Genomic DNA, 19,211 nt, shown 5'->3' with positions numbered 1-19,211 from the left:
GTTATACCATGTCCCAGCTAAGCGGCGTACCTGCTCTGATATCCTGTGCGGCACTCTTACCCAGCAGATCTTCGAAATGCTTCGGCGCCAGCCCCAGACCCGGTCTGATCACGCGGATATTCTCTTTGGTGAAGGTTTCACCTGCCTGAATGTCTTTCGAAGCATAGACAGAGCGCTTAAAAAGACGACTTTTCTCCTCCGCCCGCTGCACGCCGTACTGCACATGACCCATCGCCAGCCAGGCCCTTTCCGACTCCACCACCAGCGTCTGTAATTCCGCAGGCTCCAGCGAGAAAGCAGAATCCACGCCGCCGTCTGCACGGCTGAGCGTAAAATGCTTTTCGATGACGGTCGCTCCCAGTGCCACAGCAGCTACCGAAGCGCCCACACCCATGGTATGGTCTGAGAGGCCAACCTGCAGGTAATATAAGGCACTCAGGTGCGGGATAGTGCGCAGGTTGGTATTTTCCGGCGTGGCCGGGTAGGTGGAGGTGCACTTGAGCAGGATCAGCTCGAGGCAGCCTTCTTCCCGAAGCACCTGCACAGCTTCGGCCACTTCCTGCACGGTAGCAGCGCCGGTACTCATGATCACGGGCTTGCCCGTAGCCGCCACTTTGCGCAGCAGCGGGTGATCCGTGTTCTCAAACGAGGCGATCTTGTAGGCTGGCGCATCCAGACTCTCCAGGAAATCCACCGCAGTTTCATCGAAAGGGGAGGAGAAGGCGATGATGCCGCGCTCCCGCGCCCGTTCAAAAATAGGCTGGTGCCACTCCCAGGGGGTATAAGCTTCTTTGTAGAGGTCATACAGCTCACGGCCTTTCCACAAGGAACCCTCATCCTCAATAGTCAGGGCGCCCGGCAGCGTCATGGTGTCGGCGGTGTAGGTCTGCAGCTTAATGGCGTCGGCACCCGCGTCCGCGGCGGCATCCACGATGGCCAGCGCGCGCTCCAGCGACTGGTTGTGGTTGCCCGACATTTCGGCGATGATAAAGGGCTTATGGGAAGGGCCGATCAGACGGCCGGCAATACTGATATCGTTGATCATGGTTTTTGTTTCTAAACTATGCGCTGGCTGTTGGCTGCCAGACAAATCGGAATGCCTTCGGGTGAGCAGGATCTGCTTCTCCGTACGCAAAACCGGCTTTCTCAAATGACCGCACAGAGGCTTTGTGATCCTGCTGCACCAGTCCTTCTACGAGCTGCACATCAGGTCGGTCCTGCAGGAGCTGCTGTATACCTTTGAGCAACACGGTGTGCCCTAGTCCATTACCCCGGAAGTCTGCTGCAATCAGGTAGCTGATCGTGGCTGTGCTGCTGTTGATGTCGAAGCGGATATGGGCGGCTGGTGTTCCGTCGGCTTCAGCAAGATAAAGGATGGCGTTGGGGTTGTCAAGTTTAGCCTGAAACCAGCGCGTGTGATTTTCCAGCGGAATGGGCTCAGAATTGAATGAGTGCCGGCGCACCTCGGGGTCATTGGCCCAGTCAAATAGCAGGTGCAGGTCTGCAGGTATAGCCAGCCTAAATTTCAGGTTATTGGCCAGGCGCAAGCCTCGGAAAAGCGCCAGCAATCGCTCCGGGCTCTTGCCGTCGAAGTACTGTCGCTGTGTGGTGAGTTGTGCCTTAAACACCTCTTCAGTTATACCTTGCTGCAGTGCTTCTGAGAGGTTACAATAGTCTTGGGCTATACCTGTCGTTGTCAGGAATTGGTGTATACCTGCCTGGTTGTCGGCAGTTTGCTTCACAAACAGCAGGCCTCCCACGGCGGCATATTCATAAGAGATGCCGCTGGCGGAGGTAACGGCAGCCTGGCATCTGGCCATCAGCCGGCGCAGACTTTCAGCGGAAAGGTCGCGGTGCAGTTTGGCTTGTGGAAGTTCTTTCAGATGCTGCTTCAGTTCGTGCAAATGGGTATAGGCGCTGCCTACAACCACCTCTATTTGTTTCACAGCAGGTATAGCCTGTAGCATTTCCAATGCCTGCAAGGTATGATTATCCGGATCGGCACCACCCATGCAAACCAGCACACACAGCTCACCTTCAGGTATAGTCCGGGCAGCTTTTGCAGCTCTCAGGAAAGCAGGACGGAGCAGTGCATAGTGCGGCCCCAGCAGTAGTCGGGTATAGGGTGCAGTTTTATATAATTCTGAAGATACTCCACCTGCCTGGTTGATCACCACATCGGCTACGAAGGTATAGGCATGAATATCGTCGATACAGACCAGCGTCGCACCGCGGGTTTTTATGTTTTGCTGATAAGCGGTACCAAAGGTATAGCCATCCAGCACCACGATCTCTTCTTCTGAAACATAGGCATCGAGTTCGTGCACAAAACGATCAGCATCTGGCTGAGTAGGAGGAAGCACAATGATGCCATCGCAGACTTCCCGAATACGCTCCTGCAGCGCCTGGTCAGGCGACTGAATGGCAAACACGCACTCAAAATCCTTGCGCAGCATGTGCACCAGCGCTAGTGAGCGCGTGACGTGCCCCAGTCCGATGCGGCTGTTCCCGTCTGCTCTGAAAATGATGCGTGTTTTCCTGTTCATGCTATTGTAGTTTAAGCAGTGCTCTGGTAAATCCTCCGGCCTGCAGCAGTTTCCTGGCAGCTGCCAGTTCCTCTTCTTCGGAGTTGAAAACTTGCCGTTGCGAATTGCCCGCGTTTATTTCCTTCAGCCAGGGGTGCTCCTGCAGCAGCCTTTCAATCTGCTCGTGCGATACCTGCTGACCTGGTTTCCAGAGCCGCTCCATGATCATAGAAACTAATGCGTAGTCCGTAGGATAGTCTACGGTCAGGCGCAGCTGTTCGATGGGAGAGGTATAAGGCAATGCTTGCCTCATGAAACTGGCATCCCTTCTGATATAGGGCGTCACGTGCTCCCGGTCGGCGGCTTCGGTAGCCTGTACGGCGGCTGTTTCCAGGGCTTGCCGTGTGAAAACTTCTACATTGGTACCAAGCGGCAGGCCTGTGGTGATGATATAGTCTGAACCTGTTGTAATTAGCTGCGCCACTGCCTGGTTGATCGTTTCCGGCATCACAAAAGGGTTATCCCCCGTCAGGCGTACGATCACATCCAGTTCAAAAGTCTGAGCGGTCTGCAGGAAGCGTCCCAGTACATCATCGGCCGCACCACGCAGGCAAGGTATAGCCTTCGCCTCGCAGAAAGTTTCGATGACATCGTCAGCGCTTCGGGTGGTGGTGGCGACGATCGTTTGCTGCAAGGCTGTCGCGTTACGGGCATTCGTTACCACATGCTCCAGCAGACTGATTTTTCCGCTGAAAGGCAGCGGCAGCAGCGCCTTTCCCGGCAATCGCTCCGAGCCCAGGCGTACCTGTATGATGGCGCCGACATTTACCATGCTGTCCAGCCTCCGTCCAGCACCATGTTCTGACCCGTCATAAAGGACGAGGCGTCTGAGGCCAGGTATACGAAGGCGCCCTTCAGATCATCCGGCTGGCCGATGCGCCCCAGTGGATTCTTGCGTTGGAGTTGTTCTATAAATTCTTCGTTCTGCTGTACCTGCTCACTTGGGAATGGCCCCGGCGTAACGGCGTTGACAGTGATATTATACTTGCCCAGGTAGCATGCGAAGTAGCGCGTGAGCTGCAGCACACCGGCTTTGGCGGCTCCGTAGTGCGGCGGATTCAGGAAAGCCGGGCTGTCGTCGTAGATGCTGAAATCCGGAGAAACCATACCGTACATGGAAGACACGTTGATGATCCGTCCGCCGTTCTGTTTCAGGTATGGGATCACCTCCCGGATGCAGCGGTACACACTGTTGAGGTTGCCGTCGATGCCGTAAGCCCATTCTTCATCCGTGAGCTGCTCGGGCTGCTGTCCTTTGGAGTAAAAGGCGTTATTCACCAGCACATCAATCCGGCCTTCTGCCTGCTGTACCTGCGCAAAAGCGGCTGCAACAGTGGCTGTATCTGAAATATCGCAGTAGGCGAAGGCAATCTTCAACCCGGTATACTGATCAAAAGCCTCTCTGAATTTCTCCTCGCTCCGGCCCAGTACATAAACGGCGGCACCGGCTTCTGCTAGTCCCAGGCTGATGGCGGTGCCCAGATGGCCGTAGCCGCCCGTAACGAGGGCCACTTTGCCCATTAAAGAAAACATATCAGTCAGATTGCTGCTCATCGTGCGGGCCACTTGTAGGGTAAAAGTATAGTTTCGTTTTCTTCTTTCAATTCTAAAAGCGCAGTATAAAGTGCTTCGGGCAGCGTTGTGCTGCTATAGCGGATATTCTCCTGCAGGGTCTGTAGACTCTCCACACCGATCACCACCTGTGAAATATAGGGATTTGCCAGCGCAAAAGCCAGACAAACCGCCCCGACCGGGACTTGATAGGCGTTAGCCAATTGTTGTAGCCGCTCCAGTTTGGGTGAAGCCTCCTGCAGGTATGGCGGCAGCTCGGTCGGCTGCATGAAAAACAACCCCTGCAGGTATACAGAGCGCACATGCGTCTCGATCCCCCGCTTTCTCAGCTCAGGCAGCAGCTCTTCGAAGCGCCTGTCGAAGATGCTGTAGGGAAACTGAAGGATATCGATTTTCGCCTCCTGCTTTAGCAGCGCTTCGGCCTCGGCCGGATGATAGAGTGATACTCCCACCTTCTCTGCCAAGCCTGATGCCTTGAGTTGCTGTAAGTCGTCGAGTGCCGATGGTTTGTTGCTATAGCTGGCGTAGCTGTGCAGCAGGTAGCCGTATAACTTCACCATACGCAATTGCTCCAGCGATTCGTGACATGCCTGAGCGATGCTTTTATCCGGTTGGTTGGGCGGGTACTTGGAGATGATGCGGAAGTTATCAGGGGAGGTGCTGAGCACGTTGCCCAGACATTGCTCACTGCTGCCATAGGCTGCTGCCGTGTCCAGGGTGTCTATACCTGCATTGTGCGCTTCGGCCAAAATCCCGGCCACCTCCGTCTCCGGCACCTGTCCGCGCTGGTTGCTGATGCCGTAGGGGAGCCCAAATTGCGCCGTGCCCAGGATCAGCCTGTGTGTATGTGCCTGACCCGTCAAACTTATTTGTGGCAAAACTCCTTCACCTTCTCAATCACGTATTGCTGCTCTTCATCCGTCAGGCTCGGGTACATCGGCAGACTCAGACACGCCTCGTAATAGCCTTCAGCCTTTGGGAAGTCACCTTTCTTGTAGCCCAGACTGCGATAGTAGGGCATGGTGTGGGCCGGGATGTAATGCACCTGCGCAAAGATGTTGTGCTCCCGCAGATAACCGTAGAGTCCTTTGCGATCGGCCACCTGGATCACGTATAGGTGGTAAGCGTGGCCTGTCTTACTTGTTTCTGTCAACGCCGCCGGATTAGTGCCCAGCACCGCTATACCTTCAAAACCTGCAAAAGCCTTGTCGTATACCTTGGCAATATGCCTTCTTCTGGTCATGCCTTCGTCAGCGCGGCTTAACTGGGAGAGACCCAAGGCGCAGAGCATATCGGGAATTCTATAATTGTAGCCTAGTTCCTGCATTTCCATGTACCACCCGCCGTGATTTTCCTCCAGCAACTCCGGGTCGCGTGTGATGCCGTGGGTGCGGTAGAGTAGGAGTTTTTTGTAGAGTTCTTCGTCGTTGGTGGTCACCATGCCGCCCTCGCTTGTGGCGATGTGCTTCACAGGGTGGAAAGAAAAGATGGCCAGCTCGGCAAAATTACCGTTGCCGCAGAACTGCTTTTTGCCTTTGCTATCAATGAAAAAACCGCCGGGGGAGTGGGCCGCGTCCTCAATGATCCAAAGCCCGTGCTCGTCGGCGAGCTTGCGCAGCTCCTCCAGGTTCACCGGGTTGCCGGAGAAGTCGACAGGTATGATGCCGCTGTAGTAACCTTTTGGCTTGCTCTCTACCATTTGACGTACCTTGGTAATGTCGATCAGGGCAGTAGTCGGGTCGATGTCAGCAAACTCGACTATGCCGCCGCAATAGCGCACGCAGTTGGCCGAGGCCACGAAAGTGATGGGTGTGGTAATCACGCGGGATTGCTCATTTACACCCAGCGCCATGGCGCAGAGGTGCAGTGCGGCCGTGCCGTTGCTCACCGCCACAGCGTACTTGGCGCCCACGTAGCGGGCAAAAGCCTGTTCAAACTCCGCCACCTTCGGCCCCTGCGTCAGGAAATCCGACTGCAGCGTCTCCACCACTGCCTGCACGTCGGCCTCAGTAATGTGCTGGCGACCGTAAGGTATAGGGCGCATTTGCTTTTCGTTCTGCATAGAAGAAGATAAGTGCTGAAGCGTTAAACTGCTTTCGAAGGTATAGGAGTAATCCAATTCCGTCTGCTTCATGATTCCCTTGTCATTTCGATCCTTGGGAGAAATCTGAGATAGCTTAGTGACTCTGCAATAATCCAGATTCCTCAATTCTTTCGTAATGGCAGCCGGAATCTAACAATTCACTCATTCACTATTTTACACATTAAAATTCGGGTCCACGTGCTGGCGGATCTGGTCGCGGAGCTGCTCTACACTGAGCCATTCGCTGTTGGTGCCGGAATTATACTTGAAACCCAGTTCCACCATCTTTCCGTTATGCGCTTTCATAAAATCCTCTACTGTCCAGAGCGGGGTAGAAGGCACGATCACGTAGTATTTATCGAGCTCCACCGTACTCAGCGAGTCTGTTTCGGTGATCATCTCTTCGTGCAGTTTCTCGCCCGGACGTATACCTACCACTTCCTGCTTACAGTTGGGACCAATGGCCTCGGCCAGGTCGGTGATCACATAAGAAGGAATTTTCGGCACAAAGATTTCACCGCCCCAATGGTGCTCCAGCGCATGGAAAACCAGTTCTACGCCTTCTTCCAGCGAGATATTGAAACGGGTCATCTCCGGGTGAGTAATTGGCAGCACACCTTCTTCACGCTTTTTCAGAAAGAAAGGTACCACTGAACCACGGGAACCGATCACGTTGCCATAACGCACCACCGAAAACTTGATGTCACGCTTGCCTTTCATGTTGTTAGCGGCTACAAACAGTTTATCAGAACAAAGTTTAGTAGCACCGTAGAGATTGATCGGAGCAGCTGCTTTATCGGTAGACAGCGCCACGACATGCTTCACGCCAGTGTCAAGGGCGGCGTTGATGATGTTTTCGGCACCCAGCACGTTTGTCTTGATACACTCCATCGGGTTGTACTCAGCGGCCGGTACCTGCTTCATGGCAGCGGCGTGCACAATGATGTCGATACCTTCGCAAGCCCGTTTGAAACGATCGCCGTCACGCACATCGCCAATAAAATAGCGAACAGAGTTATACTTGCTGTGCGGAAATACCTGCGACATCTCAAACTGCTTGAGCTCATCGCGGGAGTAAATGACTACACGTTTCACGTCCGGAAAACGAGCGTATACCATCTCCACGAACTTTTTGCCGAACGAGCCCGTGCCGCCTGTTACGAGTATAGCTTTATTATTTAGGTCTAATGCCATGCTTACTTTTTACTTTATACCAAGGCTCAGGATGTGTAACCCACGCCAAGGTGCAAGTTAAATATTTAATTGTTGATCTGTAATTGTTAAATGAGTGGATGTTTAATTTATAGTCGCAGGTTGGTTGTTGCCTGGGGATAATGTTATTTGCTGTTTATATATTGGGAGATTAATTGTTGATTGCTGGTTGTTAATTGTTGTTTATGCATGATTCGGACAGGTCGCGACCTTTTCCTACGATTATTAACTCCTGAATTCCCAAACTCCACTGTTTCATGTTGAAAAAAGCTTTTTTCGGGTTGCTTCATACGCTAGGCTATTACTCCCGCTATACCTCGGTGTTGCATCATCCGGGCAAACAGGTGCTTACTCCCAGCTATGTGCTCGATTTTGATGAAGAGGAGAAAGCTTTTCTGGAGGACTCAGCTCGCAGCTTTAACTATGCCATCGACTATAGCCTGGGCTATCGGCAGAAAGAACAGTATTTGATACGGCTGCAGGATGTAGAGGTGATCGGCAACTCTGGTGCAGTGGTGCTGGATGGGAAAGTTGTGGTGGAATCGGTGGGGGAGGTAAGCCGCCTGGCCAAATCGGATGCATTTAAGGAAGTGTCGTTGCTGCTTCCAAAGCAAAAGAAAGGCCGCTATAGCTCCGTGCTTTTTCTGCCTTGGGCTGACAACAACAATTACCACTGGTTTTTTGACTGTCTGCCACGGCTATACCTTGTGCTCGAACATACAAAGGAACCGATCAGGGTGATCATGCGCCGCGATATGGCTGCTTACCAGCTCGACACGCTGGCTTTTGTGCTGAAAGACTACCCGCAAGCTGAGGTGGTCTACATAGACAAACACGAAAAATGGGGGGTAGAGGAGTTCGTGCTCTCTTCGTTTGTGGCCAATGCGCAAAGTGGCTATCTGCCCCGCGAGATTGCTGACTGGCTGCGACATAAGGTATGGCAGGGATATGGAGTACAGCAAAGCAACCGCAAAAGACGCGTGTACATCAGTCGCGCAAAAGCCAAAACCCGTCGTGTGCTGAATGAGCAGGAACTGCTGCCTTTGCTCGACAGGTATGGTTTTGAAGTGGTGCGGGCAGAGGAGTTGACCTACCAGCAGCAGGTACAGCTCTTTTATGAAGCCGAGGCAGTCGTAGCACCCCACGGCGCCGGCCTGACCAACCTGCTTTTTTCGGAACAATGCCAGGTGCTCGAGTTGCACCCAGCCAACCTAATCAAGACCCACTACTTTTTACTCTGCAAAGCACTTGGGTTCAGGTATAGCGCGGTGGTTGGTACAACAGGAGATAAGATGGAGAACTATACAGTGGCAGTGCTAGAGGTGGAGGCTTGGTTGAAAGGTATAGGAGTTTAGGTATACTTAGTTAAATTGAAGCTTAACGATGAATATTCAGGAATGAATAGCACCCAAATATGGTGCAGATTAGCTAAAGGATAGACTTCCGTTGAACTGGGATTTAGTAAAAAATTCTAAGCAATGAAAGATAAAGCACTGCCATTTGTCCTACTCTTTTTACTATCGGTTAGCAGCAGTGCTTTTAGTCAGGGCGCAGAAGAAAAAATACGTTTTCACATTGCTCCCTTTGATTTTTTCGACCCGATAACAGGCGTTCTCCAAATTGGTGTCCAGAAGAACCTGCATCAGCGATTGGCATTGTCTTTAGACCATGGGTTCAAAATGCAGACCTTTCGGAATCTCGTAACGGACGGTGAAAGCGAAAGGAAGAATTACAGGTACTCTAAAACGAAAGCGGAGTTAAAATACTTTGTTGAGAAAAATGCATCGGTTTCTTCATCATACCTATCCGTGGAAGGTATGTATTTCCCGCAGAAATATGTAAAAGAGAATGATCATCTAATTATAAATAATACCTCTTACAGGTATGATTATTCGGATATAAACAGGGCAGTCTGGGTTACAAGTTTAAAGTATGGGATAGAGATTAAATTCAACAGTTTTGTACTCGACCATTTCTTTGGTTTAGGGCTAAGGCGACTTTCTATAGAGCACCAACCTTCTGGGTTAACAGAGAATGAATATTTTGCAGAATCAGATGTCTGGTTCCCGCCCATTGACCGAAAAGAAGGCGTCTTTTACCGACCGCATGTATCAATGGGAGTAAAGGTCGGTTACATTATCAGGTAATATCTTTTATCAACCACACTCATAAGTTAGCTACACCAACTTATGGTCAAATATGCTGTGCTATCGGCCAGGGGCAATTCGGACATTTAATGACAAATTATACCTTTCTCAATAAAGCCAAGTTAATCAGGACATTCGTTTGGACAGCAATAATCCTTACGATTGCGTTCTGCATATGGGCCTATTACAACTGTGATAGTGGGAATTGCTATAACAGTTCAGACTTTATTTTTGGACTTATCACGACTTTATTCATCCTGCCCACAATCTCAATAATGTTAGAGACAACACAGGGCTGCATAGAATATCGAAGGACTGAAAAATTCTTTAATAGCATTCCGATGAGTGAGCTATTTAAAAATGGATTCAAAGCAAGCTTGACCGAAAAGGAAAGCAAATGGTTCATGTCCAAACTAAGCCTTGTGGGACAGTTCGACAATTACAACATGATTTGTGAAGTTGAAAACGGGAGACTTCGGGTAATAGCAAAGACAAACTATGACCATTTGGATAAGTGGGACGACAAAGATATAGATTCCATTCAGCAATCATTCAGGCATGTAAGGTTTGAGTATGACGGAGATGGAATTGCAACTTCTTTAAAAGTAAGTGAGGTAAAGAAAATGACTTACAACGGTCTGGAGAGTCATCTAAAAGAATTCGTTAAGATGTTGAAAAAACTAAAAATCGAGTAAAACCGGCAGCATACAACCACCGGCGTCTTCCCAATGGAAGGAAAATCCATACCTCCGGCCTATCTGGTAGAGCCCACCGTGGAGGATTTCCTGAAAGGAGAAGATACGGTTTTGAACTATACCTTGCATTTGATCAAGCAAGGTATAGAACTTAAAGTCGAAAATCATTAGATTTAATTTCCCAATAACTTCGACAAACCTAAAAATAACAAAACATGAAATTTCTGAAGATCCTATACCTGGTATTTGCTGCTGCCATGTTAGTAGATTTGATCACCTCCTTCAATACCACACAAGAAGTGTTCAGGGTATTGTTCTGGGAGACGAACATCTGGTGGTACAGGATCTATAAACTCTCTTTCCTGTTGCTATTTGCTACAGCTTTCTGGGAGCAACAGAAACGCGAGAAGTTAAAAAGTCAATAAACTCAAGGCTTCACTTTTCAAGCTTCTTCCACCAACCCCAGTTCCCGGGTTGAGATCTCCCGCATCTCCATTTTCCGGATCTTACCTGTTACAGTCATCGGGAAATCCTCTACAAACTTCCAGTACTTTGGTATTTTGAAGGTTGCGATCTGCCCTTTGCAGTAACCCGCAATATCTTCGGAAGTGGCATAGAAGCCATGGCGGAGTTTCACCCAGGCCATTACTTCTTCGCCGTATTTGTGGTCCGGCACGCCAATTATGTGCACATCCGAGATCGCTTCGTGGGTAAGCAGAAACTCTTCTATCTCGCGCGGGGCAATGTTTTCGCCTCCCCGTATGATCAGGTCTTTGATGCGGCCCACCATCTGCACGTAGCCTTCCTCGTCCATCACGGCCAGGTCGCCGGTGTGCATCCAGCCATTTTGCAGTACACGCGCCGTCGCCTCCGGCATATCCCAGTAGCCCAGCATCACCGAATAACCACGGGTACAGAGTTCACCTTTCTGGCCGCGCGGCACGATCAGACCAGTCTCCGGATCTACAATCTTTACTTCGAGATGCGGGTGTACCTTGCCAACAGTCGATACACGTTTTTCCAGCGGGTCGTCCAGCTGGCTCTGCGTCGAGACCGGTGAGGTTTCGGTCATGCCGTAGCACACGGTTACTTCCCGCATGTTCATCCGCGACTGCACCTGTTTCATGGTTTCGATGGGGCAGTTGGAGCCCGCCATCACGCCGGTGCGCAGCGTCGAGAAGTCGTATTGAGAAAAGTTCGGGTGCTCCAGCTCGGCAATGAACATGGTCGGCACGCCATAAAGTGAAGTGCATTTTTCTGCTTGCACGGTTTCCATCACCTGTTCCGGATCAAAGGTCTCGGCCGGGATGATCATGCAGGAACCGTGCGTGATGCAGGCCATATTCCCGATCACCATCCCGAAGCAATGGTAAAATGGGACAGGTATACACACCCGGTCGTGCTCAGTATACTTCAGTGTTTCTCCAATAAAAAAGCCATTGTTGAGGATATTGTGGTGAGAGAGTGTGGCGCCTTTGGGCAAGCCGGTAGTGCCCGAGGTATACTGTATGTTGATGGGGTCGTCGAACTGCAGAGTCGCTTCCCGCTCTGCCAATTCCTGATCCGTCACTGCCTGACCGGCTGCAATAAAGCGTTCCCAGTCGCGCTCCATGATCACGGTGCGGGTCGGATATTCACAATCAGGACGAATGTGGTTAAGCATTTCCACATAGTCGGTCTGACGGAAGTAATGCGATGCAATGAGCAAACTGATCTGGCTTTGCTTCAGGGCATACTTCAAATCGTTGGTTTTGTAGGCCGGATTGATGTTAACAAGCACCGCACCCACCCGGGCTGTGGCAAATTGCACGAGCACCCACTCCACCCGGTTAGGCGCCCAGATACCCACCCGGTCGCCCCTTTGTATACCATACGCCATCAGACTTTTGGCTACTTGCGTTACCTGCTCCCACAGTTCCCTGTAAGTAGCGCGGTAATTTTGCGTGACCATGACGAGGGCTTCGCGGTCGCCAAACTTTTCTACTGTGTTGCGCAGGCTCTGTCCTATGGTTTCGCCGCGCAGCGGCGTGGTGCTCACGCCATTGCTATAGGAGGGGTTGCTGTTCATGAAATTTTACTTAAATTCTGAAGAGGATTATACCTGATGTGAGATAGAATCCGTGTTTAGACATTTAAGTTACAGATCGCCTTCCAAAAAAGCACGTGAAATGTTGCTAATTTGCTATAGCTGGATGCGTAAATGGCCTCTGCTTCTGATAGGAGCTTAATTTGCTGTATTCATTTATAACCGAACGAAGGTATAGCAAAGCCAATCGGGCTGCACCAACGATTCTAATCAAGCATAAGCTGCTGTTGTGCATCAGATGAGTATGGGATAGTAAATTAGTTTTTACTATCACGAGTACACATAATATACAACTATTGGAATAATAATTACTTGTATAGAATATTAACAATACCTTGTATTTAACGTCCCACCTTTAACAAAACTTAAATCATGACGAAACTTTACAGATCTTCCCTGATCCTGGTTGGCTTAACGTTCATGTTCTATAGCTGTGATTCCAACAAAGACGATACAGCTATACCTACTCAGGAAGAGGTAGATTATGTTGTAATAGATGCCAATACCACAGATGTTCCTGTCAAACCTAGTAAATATGATGAATTGGATGGGATTTTCAGATATATGGAAAATTATTTCTTTACAGCTGGGCCACCTTCTCAATTTACGGTTGATAAAGGGTACTTCATGGCCTCGTATGTCGGGAAGGATACAAATGGCCCCCATGTCCCGCTACAAAGCAGCAAAATAAACGGGCAGCCCATGTGCACAGAGACCTATATTAATAATATCTGTGACTCCTCCAAACCCTCTACATCTTGGCACCTCTTCGGGAACCAGCATGAGGTAAGAAATTTAAAATGGGAGTACTTAAATAGTGATAAGAGTAAGGGGTACAGGGTGGAGATGACTGATGTTCCGGAAGCTGCTAAATGGCATGCAGTACCTACGCGTATTTCATTTGATGAAGAAATTAAATTTCAATTCGAAAGAAATTCTGTAAAAGACAGCATTATAGTCGGTCTGTTAATTGTCCCTAAAGAAGGCATAGGTAAAGTCCTTCCATCACCCTCTATTAATCGTAGTCGACAAATCGGCTATTTAGTAAAACCGGGCGAAACATCTTTTACTGTAACGAAAGAAAGACTTGCAAGCCTCTCACAATCAGCTTTAGGCACTCCCACAGCTGCTGACTCCGTTTTCCTTAACCTCAGAACAACCCGCCACGTCATCAAAGTTGTTGATAAAAGGGAAATATTAATTTCCTATGTAGTGGATGAATTCAGACCCGTTACGGTAGACTGGTAAGTTGATTATACCTTAGCTCTCACCACCAACCGTTTCACCACCTTGGCCAGCTTCGCCGTCAGTTCACGTCTCGAAAACTGGGCGTGATTGAGGTAGGGCAGGTCAAGGTTCGGGTTGATGGACCAGGCTTTGCTCATAAGCATCAGGTGGTCGAGCATGAGCTCGTGGGCCGTGTAATGGAAAAGTCGGCCGGCACCACACTCGTCAATAATCCGGTCGGTGTCGGAGTGCACGGGGCCAAGGCAGATGATCGGTTTGTTCGAAGCCAGGTACTCAAACAACTTGCCCGGCACGTTAGAATACACAGCGGGAACATCGGCTATGGCCATGAGCAGCATCGTGCTTTCCATCAGGTACTTGATGGCCTCGGTGTGCGGTACATGCGCCACAAATTCTGTTATACCTTCCAGCCCGGTCTTGCTGATGCGCTGCTTCACCCCCTCCGATACTTTGCCCACAAAACGCAGCTTATACCGGATGTCGCTGTTCACCGATCGGAGTTGTGAGATCACTTTCAGAAACACATCGATGTTATAATTCTCGGTGATCGTGCCTGTGTACGTAATCAGAAACTCGTCCTGCGGTGGGGTAGAAGGGTAGATGAAATCATCCTCGTCGTACCCGTTCGGGATCACGTGAATCTTGTCCGGGTCAATCTTAGCTGGTTTGTTGAGGAAAAGGCGCTTGGTATCTTCGCTTGTCACAATAACAGCATCGGCCCGCTCCAGCACCTGCAATTCGTAATTCCGGTCGATGCGTTTGGCAATCGGAGTGTGGTAGAGCTGGTCGTAGTAATGGATGTTCGTCCAGGGGTCGCGGAGATCTGCGATCCAGGGCAGTCCATACTTTTCTTTCAGCTTCAGGCCGATCAGTTGCGTGGAGTGCGGCGGACTGGTGGTCAGGATCGCCTGATATTGGCCACCCTTTAGCAATTCGTCAGCTTTTTTGAGGGCATGTTTGTTCCAACCCACGCGGGCGTCCGGTATAAACAGGTTGCCACGCACGAACTTGAACACTTTGTCCAGAAAGCCGGTTTTGGCTTCTTCATTGGCAAAGCCGCTGTAAGGAATTTCCTTCTTGCCAGAAAGTTTCTTGTAATACTCAAAGGGCTCGGAGGTGGCGGTACGGTATACGGCTGTACCTTCGGGCACTTCGCTCGCAAAGGTATGGTCGAGCACCGGGTAAGAGGCCTGTTTCTCGTCAACGGTGAGCACGCTGGGCTGCACGCCAGCGTGTGGCAGGTATTTGCAGAACTTCAATCCACGCTGCACGCCCGGCCCGCCCGAAGGAGGCCAGTAGTAGGAGATGTATAGTAAATTGATCTGGTCTGTTTTTTCCAAAGCGATCGGCAAAATAACTTCTTTCCCAAAGATAGCAAAAGCGTAATTAAAATTTGCGCACAACTGCTCCTCTATTTCAGCCTCAGGTATAGCGCAGGCAGTAAGCAGCGGGACTCCATAACCTACTCGATGACCTGGCTTATTGTTTCACACGCCTATTCTGCATTTATCATTTGTCATTCATCAATACTATAGCAACTATTCCTGATATTCCTTAGTTTTGTAGGTAAATCCAGAATTAGAGAGATGTTTGATAATTTAAGTAACAAACTAGACCGCGCCTTTAAAACCCTCAAAGGCCAGGGAAGCATCACCGAGATCAACGTAGCCGCCACCATCAAAGAGGTACGCCGTGCCTTGGTGGACGCCGACGTAAACTATAAAGTAGCCAAAACGGTAACCGACAAGATCAAGGACGAGGCCATGGGCCGCGATGTACTGATCTCTGTGTCGCCGGGCCAGTTGATGGTGAAGATCGTCTACGAAGAACTGACTGAGCTGATGGGTGGCCAGAAGCAGGACATCAACCTGAAAGGCGAGCCGGCCATCATCCTGATTGCGGGTCTGCAGGGTTCTGGTAAAACCACTTTTACTGGCAAGCTGGCGAACCATATTAAAAAGCAGGGCCGCAGCGTCATGGTAGCTGCCTGCGACGTGTACCGTCCGGCTGCGATCAATCAGCTGCAGGTGCTTGCCGAGCAGGTAGGCGTAGAGGCCTATACCGAACTGGAGAACAAAAACCCGGTTCAGATTGCCCTCAACGCCGTTGCGCACGCCAAAAAGACAAACAAGAAAGTAGTCATTATCGATACCGCCGGTCGTTTGGCCGTGGACGAGGCGATGATGAAAGAAATAGCCGAAATCAAGGCGGCCGTTAAACCAACCGAAACCATGTTCGTGGTAGACTCCATGACCGGTCAGGATGCGGTGAACACAGCCAAGACCTTTAATGAACGCATCAACTTCGACGGCGTGGTGCTGACCAAGCTCGACGGTGACTCCCGTGGTGGTGCCGCCCTTTCGATTCGTGCCGTAGTGGAGAAGCCGATCAAGTTCATCTCCACAGGTGAAAAAATGGAAGCCCTCGACCTGTTCTACCCGGATCGTATGGCCCAGCGTATCCTTGGCATGGGTGACGTAATCTCCCTGGTTGAGCGTGCACAGCAGGCCTTCGATGAAGACGAGGCGAAGCGTATTAACAAAAAGATTCGCAAAAACCAGTTCAACTTCGATGACTTCCTGACCCAGCTCGAGCAAATCAAGAAGATGGGTGACATCAAAGACCTTGTAGGTATGATCCCGGGCGTTGGCAAAGCTCTGAAGGATGTGGAGATTGACGAAGGTGCCTTCAAACCGATTGAAGCGATCATCAAATCGATGACACCACAGGAGCGTGAGAATCCGGACATGATCAGCGGTAGCCGCCGTGCTCGTATTGCAAAGGGCTCCGGTACAGATATTACGCAAGTGAACAACCTGATGAAGCAATTCAACGACATGCGCAAGATGATGCGCTCCATGAACAAGATGGCCGGCACCAAAGGCGGTATGGCCAACCTTGCCAAAATGATGGGCGGACGTCGCTAGTCGGTTTTTAAGGTATAAGCAGAAAGGCTGAGCAGGTATACGCTCAGCCTTTTTGCGTTTATGGCAGGATGTAATCGCAGCTATACCTTAACAGGCCCTGTCCTATACCTGCATCATTACGCAGGCTATACCTGAAGAGCTTCATGTTATACCTGCATTATACCTGAGAAACCTTAGGCTATAACTAAAACAGGTTCAGTACACTTGCTTGTCTTCTTTCTTTGCCCACCTTGTAAAAGCTTCCTGCGCTTCCTCCCGTAGCATCTGTTCCATCGGGATAGATCGGTCGGACGCGTCCTTGTCGATCTCGTCGTAGATGAACTGGTCGTCGAAGCCAGCCTTTGCGGCATCGTCTTTGGAGTTAGCGTAGTATACCCTGCGGGGACGGGCCCAGTAAATGGCACCCAGGCACATGGGGCAGGGTTCGCAGCTGGTATAGAGCTCGCAGTCCGTCAGCTGGAAAGTGCCCAGTGCCTGACAGGCTTTGCGGATGGCGTCCACCTCGGCATGGGCGGTGGGGTCGTTGGTGGCCAGCACATTGTTATACCCGCGGGCTATGATCTCGCCGTTTCGCACGACCACCGCACCGAAAGGCCCGCCGAAACCAGCTTCCATTTTCTCAACGGATAGCCTGATGGCTTCCAGCATAAAGTCTTTTTGTTGTTCTGTCATAAGGATACGCTTCACATTGCACCATACGTTATACCGGAAGTGAACGGTTTAGGAAGGGGCAATTTGTGAGTGGGAAAATGCAGGAAATCTTAGCCGGAACCCTATCCAAATCCTGTACAGGTAAGTATATATAATAGCAATAGCTTACACTACACTTGTGCCTTTTAACGCATACTCGTAGTGCAAGCTATTCTAGCTGTTGCTGCACCCTGACAGGAGAGCAGCCGATAATTTACTTTTATGTACTATCCGGTTATGTGATTAGATAGTTTATAATTGGATTCTTACAACCTTTCAGAATTAATTACGAACCAATTATAGTATTAGTTTTGAATACAGTAAATACGTAGGTATATTTTCTTGTTCAAACGTCGGGAAACGGAAATACTCGATAACAAATGATTAATAGTTGTATGGCTTCAGATTTTCGATTGCGCGTGTCACGATTTTTTAAACTGGCAATGCCGTGCTTCAGGGGTGGCGCTCTAGTACTCTTTTTTCTCCTGTTTGTGAGCGGGTGCACGGCCACGCGCGAGCACGAGATAGAGGGGGACGTAAACGAATTCCGGTCCTGGGTAAACGCCCAGACCAGCAAACTGGAAGAACGGACGGAAGAGGACTGGAAAAGAACGAAAGAAGACTTCAAGCAGCGGACCGAGGAGCTGGATCGTAAGCAGGAGGGCTTTTCAGAAAAGCTGCGAACTGACTATGAGCAGATCAAAGCAGATTTCAAGGCCCGCGAAAAAGAGCGGGACAGCCTGGCAAACCGTGAGGCTGAGATAACGAAATGGGAACGCGATCTACTGGGGCAGTACGCTAACGGCACAGCATTAACCGCAGCTAATATTGAGCAGGCCTATCAGAACTTTATGAGCAATGTGCGGGCAAGAAACAAAAACTGGGAACAACAGGACTGGGAGATGGCAGCTGCCGTGCTTGAAGAGTTGAACCAGCGCAAAGAGGCCTTCGACGAACTGCCCGACGAGACCGAAGTCCGCATTAAAACCATCTAGATAGAGTTTGCCGCGCTGAAAGAAAGCGAAACGGCTAAGTAGTAAAATACTTTTTTAACCGCACACACCCTATGTCCGATACGCAGACCTTAACACCCGAGCTATACCTTGTCAAAGCCTTTACAGAGCAACCAAACGGAGGCAACACGGCCGGCGTGGTGCTTTTTGCAGACAGGCTTCCACGTGAAAGGCGCCAGAAAATAGCCGCCATGCTGGGGCTTTCCGAAACAGCTTTTGTATCAGCCTCAGAAGTAGGGGATGTGAAAGTGGAGTTTTACACACCTCTCAAGCAGATTCCGCACTGCGGGCATGCAACGGTAGCCGCCTTTAGCCTTCTGTGGCAAAAGGGACTGCTGCTAAACGGAAGCGCCGTGAAAGAATCCATAGAAGGCACCCGCCAGATCAGCTTCGAAGCGGGTAAGGTATACCAGGCGCAATTGCCACCGCAGTACACTCCAATCGAAGCGGCTGGTATTAATCTGCACCTGATCGCTGAGGCGCTTGGGCTTCCGGAAGGTTTCAGCTTTCCTTCAGTACCTGTCATTGCCAGCACGGGTGTTCCATTTTTATTGGTGCCTGTGACTGACGAGCGCACCCTTCACAATCTGCAACCTGACCAGGAACTTATTCGCGCTGTATCAGACAAAGCGGGTCTGGTGGGCTTCTACGCCTTTACAACAACTGCCGCTTTGGCCGATGCAAGCGCCCGTATGTTTGCCCCGAGTTACGGTATACCCGAAGAGTCAGCCACCGGCATGGCTGCGGGTCCGCTTGCCTGCTACCTGCACGATCATCTTCAGCAAAGCAAAGCAAATTTTCTGATACACCAGGGTTACCTGATGCGCCATCCGTCCCCAAGCCAGATCGAGGTGATGCTGCAATTGGACGGAGAAGGTCACATCATGGGTTTGCGCGCCGGGGGAAGCGGATTGGTGATCAGGAAAATGGAGTTAGGAGACTTTTAGGGCCGG

At 50.4% G+C, this 19,211-nt stretch carries 19 protein-coding genes; 9 read left to right on the top strand and 10 right to left on the bottom strand.

What is annotated here, in order from left to right; translation table 11 throughout:
• Position 1: 1 nt before the first annotated feature.
• The 7 genes from pseI to pseB form a co-directional block, all read right to left on the bottom strand.
• Positions 2-1,045, bottom strand: coding sequence for a pseudaminic acid synthase (gene pseI / locus AC4QZR_RS06915; RefSeq protein WP_494480239.1), 1,044 nt, complete (start codon positions 1,043-1,045; stop codon positions 2-4).
• Positions 1,046-1,061: 16 nt separating this feature from the next.
• Positions 1,062-2,546 (bottom strand): UDP-2,4-diacetamido-2,4,6-trideoxy-beta-L-altropyranose hydrolase, encoded by a 1,485-nt coding sequence (pseG, locus tag AC4QZR_RS06910; protein WP_494480238.1) that lies wholly within the window; start codon positions 2,544-2,546, stop codon positions 1,062-1,064.
• 1 nt (position 2,547) lies between these two features.
• Positions 2,548-3,357 carry a cytidylyltransferase domain-containing protein gene (locus AC4QZR_RS06905; protein WP_494480237.1) on the bottom strand — a complete coding sequence of 270 codons (810 nt, stop codon included), beginning with the start codon at positions 3,355-3,357 and terminating at the stop codon, positions 2,548-2,550.
• On the bottom strand, positions 3,351-4,118 hold the full coding sequence (locus tag AC4QZR_RS06900; RefSeq protein WP_494480236.1) for an SDR family NAD(P)-dependent oxidoreductase: 768 nt from the start codon (positions 4,116-4,118) through the stop codon (positions 3,351-3,353). The genes AC4QZR_RS06905 and AC4QZR_RS06900 overlap by 7 nt, the downstream gene beginning before the upstream one ends.
• Before the next feature lie 17 nt (positions 4,119-4,135).
• Entirely contained in the window at positions 4,136-5,035 is a 900-nt protein-coding gene (locus AC4QZR_RS06895) for an aldo/keto reductase (RefSeq protein WP_494480235.1), read from the bottom strand.
• The gene (gene pseC / locus AC4QZR_RS06890) at positions 5,023-6,219 is read right to left on the bottom strand and encodes a UDP-4-amino-4,6-dideoxy-N-acetyl-beta-L-altrosamine transaminase (protein ID WP_494480385.1); all 1,197 of its coding nucleotides are present in this window, start codon (positions 6,217-6,219) and stop codon (positions 5,023-5,025) included. Before pseC ends, AC4QZR_RS06895 begins: the two co-directional genes overlap by 13 nt.
• Positions 6,220-6,414: 195 nt before the next feature.
• A complete protein-coding gene (gene pseB / locus AC4QZR_RS06885) occupies positions 6,415-7,434 on the bottom strand; it encodes a UDP-N-acetylglucosamine 4,6-dehydratase (inverting) (RefSeq protein ID WP_494480234.1) in 1,020 nt (339 codons plus the stop codon).
• A gap of 299 nt (positions 7,435-7,733) precedes the next feature.
• Between pseB and AC4QZR_RS06880 the strand changes: the two genes are divergently transcribed.
• The 5 genes from AC4QZR_RS06880 (at position 7,734) to AC4QZR_RS06860 (ending at position 10,719) form a co-directional block, all read left to right on the top strand.
• On the top strand, positions 7,734-8,807 hold the full coding sequence (locus AC4QZR_RS06880) for a glycosyltransferase family 61 protein (protein WP_494480233.1): 1,074 nt from the start codon (positions 7,734-7,736) through the stop codon (positions 8,805-8,807).
• Between the two features lie 123 nt (positions 8,808-8,930).
• Positions 8,931-9,599 (top strand): hypothetical protein, encoded by a 669-nt coding sequence (locus AC4QZR_RS06875; protein WP_494480232.1) that lies wholly within the window; start codon positions 8,931-8,933, stop codon positions 9,597-9,599.
• A 275-nt stretch (positions 9,600-9,874) separates the two neighbouring features.
• The gene (locus AC4QZR_RS06870) at positions 9,875-10,294 is read left to right on the top strand and encodes a hypothetical protein (protein ID WP_494480231.1); all 420 of its coding nucleotides are present in this window, start codon (positions 9,875-9,877) and stop codon (positions 10,292-10,294) included.
• Positions 10,295-10,327: 33 nt separating this feature from the next.
• Positions 10,328-10,465, top strand: coding sequence for a hypothetical protein (locus AC4QZR_RS06865; RefSeq protein WP_494480230.1), 138 nt, complete (start codon positions 10,328-10,330; stop codon positions 10,463-10,465).
• Between the two features lie 44 nt (positions 10,466-10,509).
• The gene (locus AC4QZR_RS06860; RefSeq protein WP_253403603.1) at positions 10,510-10,719 is read left to right on the top strand and encodes a hypothetical protein; all 210 of its coding nucleotides are present in this window, start codon (positions 10,510-10,512) and stop codon (positions 10,717-10,719) included.
• A gap of 17 nt (positions 10,720-10,736) precedes the next feature.
• On the opposite strand, the gene AC4QZR_RS06855 is transcribed toward AC4QZR_RS06860, so the two are convergent.
• Complete coding sequence (locus AC4QZR_RS06855) at positions 10,737-12,362, bottom strand: AMP-binding protein (RefSeq protein ID WP_494480229.1); 1,626 nt, start codon at positions 12,360-12,362, stop codon at positions 10,737-10,739.
• Between the two features lie 390 nt (positions 12,363-12,752).
• Here AC4QZR_RS06855 and AC4QZR_RS06850 point away from each other — a divergent pair, with 390 nt between their 5' ends.
• Positions 12,753-13,628, top strand: a complete 876-nt coding sequence (locus AC4QZR_RS06850; protein WP_494480228.1) for a hypothetical protein — start codon at positions 12,753-12,755, stop codon at positions 13,626-13,628.
• 5 nt (positions 13,629-13,633) lie between these two features.
• On the opposite strand, the gene AC4QZR_RS06845 is transcribed toward AC4QZR_RS06850, so the two are convergent.
• Positions 13,634-14,968 carry a glycosyltransferase family 4 protein gene (locus tag AC4QZR_RS06845; protein ID WP_494480227.1) on the bottom strand — a complete coding sequence of 445 codons (1,335 nt, stop codon included), beginning with the start codon at positions 14,966-14,968 and terminating at the stop codon, positions 13,634-13,636.
• 246 nt (positions 14,969-15,214) lie between these two features.
• On the opposite strand from AC4QZR_RS06845, the gene ffh reads away from it, so the two are divergent.
• Positions 15,215-16,555, top strand: coding sequence for a signal recognition particle protein (ffh, locus tag AC4QZR_RS06840; protein WP_494480226.1), 1,341 nt, complete (start codon positions 15,215-15,217; stop codon positions 16,553-16,555).
• A gap of 195 nt (positions 16,556-16,750) precedes the next feature.
• Here ffh and AC4QZR_RS06835 read toward each other — a convergent pair whose 3' ends face one another.
• On the bottom strand, positions 16,751-17,227 hold the full coding sequence (locus AC4QZR_RS06835; protein WP_494480225.1) for a nucleoside deaminase: 477 nt from the start codon (positions 17,225-17,227) through the stop codon (positions 16,751-16,753).
• Between the two features lie 413 nt (positions 17,228-17,640).
• Between AC4QZR_RS06835 and AC4QZR_RS06830 the strand changes: the two genes are divergently transcribed.
• Both AC4QZR_RS06830 and AC4QZR_RS06825 read left to right on the top strand, forming a co-directional pair.
• Positions 17,641-18,240: a hypothetical protein gene (locus AC4QZR_RS06830; protein ID WP_494480224.1), complete on the top strand. Its 600-nt coding sequence runs from the start codon at positions 17,641-17,643 to the stop codon at positions 18,238-18,240.
• A gap of 71 nt (positions 18,241-18,311) precedes the next feature.
• The gene (locus AC4QZR_RS06825) at positions 18,312-19,205 is read left to right on the top strand and encodes a PhzF family phenazine biosynthesis protein (protein WP_494480223.1); all 894 of its coding nucleotides are present in this window, start codon (positions 18,312-18,314) and stop codon (positions 19,203-19,205) included.
• The last annotated feature ends 6 nt before the right edge of the window (positions 19,206-19,211 follow it).

The sequence above is a fragment of the Pontibacter sp. YIM B11418 genome, from assembly GCF_059278805.1.
This window is presented reverse-complemented; position numbering and strand designations above follow the sequence as displayed.

What these genes read in the sequence shown, in the direction of transcription:
- AC4QZR_RS06830 (WP_494480224.1), top strand. Translation starts at nt 17,641, where the DNA reads ATGGCTTCAGATTTTCGATTGCGCGTGTCACGATTTTTTAAACTGGCA.
- AC4QZR_RS06825 (WP_494480223.1), top strand. Translation starts at nt 18,312, where the DNA reads ATGTCCGATACGCAGACCTTAACACCCGAGCTATACCTTGTCAAAGCC.
- AC4QZR_RS06900 (WP_494480236.1), bottom strand. Translation starts at nt 4,118, where the DNA reads ATGTTTTCTTTAATGGGCAAAGTGGCCCTCGTTACGGGCGGCTACGGC.
- AC4QZR_RS06835 (WP_494480225.1), bottom strand. Translation starts at nt 17,227, where the DNA reads ATGACAGAACAACAAAAAGACTTTATGCTGGAAGCCATCAGGCTATCC.
- AC4QZR_RS06905 (WP_494480237.1), bottom strand. Translation starts at nt 3,357, where the DNA reads ATGGTAAATGTCGGCGCCATCATACAGGTACGCCTGGGCTCGGAGCGA.
- AC4QZR_RS06855 (WP_494480229.1), bottom strand. Translation starts at nt 12,362, where the DNA reads ATGAACAGCAACCCCTCCTATAGCAATGGCGTGAGCACCACGCCGCTG.
- pseC (WP_494480385.1), bottom strand. Translation starts at nt 6,219, where the DNA reads ATGCAGAACGAAAAGCAAATGCGCCCTATACCTTACGGTCGCCAGCAC.
- AC4QZR_RS06870 (WP_494480231.1), top strand. Translation starts at nt 9,875, where the DNA reads ATGTTAGAGACAACACAGGGCTGCATAGAATATCGAAGGACTGAAAAA.
- AC4QZR_RS06850 (WP_494480228.1), top strand. Translation starts at nt 12,753, where the DNA reads ATGACGAAACTTTACAGATCTTCCCTGATCCTGGTTGGCTTAACGTTC.
- AC4QZR_RS06865 (WP_494480230.1), top strand. Translation starts at nt 10,328, where the DNA reads ATGGAAGGAAAATCCATACCTCCGGCCTATCTGGTAGAGCCCACCGTG.
- ffh (WP_494480226.1), top strand. Translation starts at nt 15,215, where the DNA reads ATGTTTGATAATTTAAGTAACAAACTAGACCGCGCCTTTAAAACCCTC.
- pseI (WP_494480239.1), bottom strand. Translation starts at nt 1,045, where the DNA reads ATGATCAACGATATCAGTATTGCCGGCCGTCTGATCGGCCCTTCCCAT.
- AC4QZR_RS06860 (WP_253403603.1), top strand. Translation starts at nt 10,510, where the DNA reads ATGAAATTTCTGAAGATCCTATACCTGGTATTTGCTGCTGCCATGTTA.
- pseG (WP_494480238.1), bottom strand. Translation starts at nt 2,546, where the DNA reads ATGAACAGGAAAACACGCATCATTTTCAGAGCAGACGGGAACAGCCGC.
- pseB (WP_494480234.1), bottom strand. Translation starts at nt 7,434, where the DNA reads ATGGCATTAGACCTAAATAATAAAGCTATACTCGTAACAGGCGGCACG.
- AC4QZR_RS06875 (WP_494480232.1), top strand. Translation starts at nt 8,931, where the DNA reads ATGAAAGATAAAGCACTGCCATTTGTCCTACTCTTTTTACTATCGGTT.